The organism is Cohnella sp. GCM10020058, from assembly GCF_042683485.1.
Classification (GTDB): domain Bacteria; phylum Bacillota; class Bacilli; order Paenibacillales; family Paenibacillaceae; genus Cohnella.
In genome coordinates this window covers 1-1,394 of the sequence record NZ_JBHUJV010000041.1, presented here as the reverse complement: position 1 = coordinate 1,394, position 1,394 = coordinate 1, and the positions used below count along the sequence as shown (strand labels likewise).

The following is a 1,394-nucleotide window of genomic DNA, read 5'->3' as shown; positions in this document are numbered from 1 at the left end:
TACGCGTTAGTTCCATCGATCATCCACTGATTGTCTTGCAACTGATTACGATAGATGGCTCTGATGCGGTCTGTTCGATATTTAAGGGATGTGCTGACACTCGTCGTCGTGTCATTAAACACATACCATTGCGACGCCAATGCCGGCTTTGCTGCCTCCCGTACCACAATACCGGTCCCAACCTCGATTTGATTTCCGCCCTCATGTAAGACGAGATCGCCCTCGTAGTTCAGCGCTTCATCGACACTTGCGGCGAGCTGATAGATTAGGCGGTACGGCGTAAATAAAGGCGCTTGTGAAGTTGGAACCGTGTTGGCCGTGGATAAGTTTCCAAGGTCAAGTGACCCGTCCGCCTTACGAGCCATCCAACGTTTGGTACCTGTACCCGTGTAAGCTGCTGTACCGGTGCTATCCGTATCGGAGGGATACATCTTCCAGCCATAAAAATACGCCGCGATCTCCGCAGCGCTTGGCGTGTAGGCATCGGCCCAACCGGAATCGGTGGAGGAAACCCCGATAAAAATACTTCCATTCTCTACATAGCAAGTATCCGCGAGGATGACGCTATAAATGGAAACTGCTTTGATTAACTTGCCGTCATACTTAATCGCATACATATTTGTAGAACCAGTAGGTAATCCCGAAAATACAGTCTTTACTCTTTTATATCCTGTTAAGCCCTCGACAAAAATCCATGCTTGGGTGCCATCTTCTATTTGTTCCCTAAGCCTCCGCGTCACTCTCGGCTTACCCTCTCCATCCGTATACAGCGAGTCGGCAACGGAGCCGTCTACGTTGCTGCGGAGCTGGGCGTCGGGTAGGTACAAATGGCTGCCGCGTTTGGTCTCGAACGTGGTGGCCACGGAGCCTAGTTCAAGTTGCCAGTTAGAAAGCACGAACGACCCAACTGCATTATTGGTGAAGACGATTCGAACATAACTGCAATTCGACGGCGTGGTAAACGTCAGTCCTTGTAACCAGCCTCCCCCCGCAATCCCTGAGATGCTGGCCTGCTTATCGTCCAAAAATGCGCCAACAAATCCGCAGTTAGACGACGAAGTGTTGCCCAAAAATTTGTACGATTGGCTTGGGAGAACCGGGATAACCATAGCGCTGTCCTGAAAGGTTGCCGTGGCGTTGAGCATCAACGAATACTGGCTCGTCACAACAGCATTGGCATGCAGCGAGTCAGGCGATCCGGGGAGCAGATTCTTTCCCGCGTTATGGACATACACCGCATTGACATGCTTGGCATCGTCTACATACGGCCACTTTGCGGCTACTTGGGCGGCGGTCATGGAGTCAATGGCGGAGTAGTCGGCGGAGCTGATTTCGTAGACTCGGACTCCGTCAACATATCCGTACTGCCCCGTCGTACCCACAACGACGATCTT

Annotated in this window: 1 pseudogene; it reads right to left on the bottom strand. The window is 51.7% G+C overall.

Going from position 1 to position 1,394, the window contains the following annotated elements:
• Positions 1-1,394, bottom strand: a pseudogene (locus tag ACFSR7_RS36475) (hypothetical protein); the annotation flags it as partial.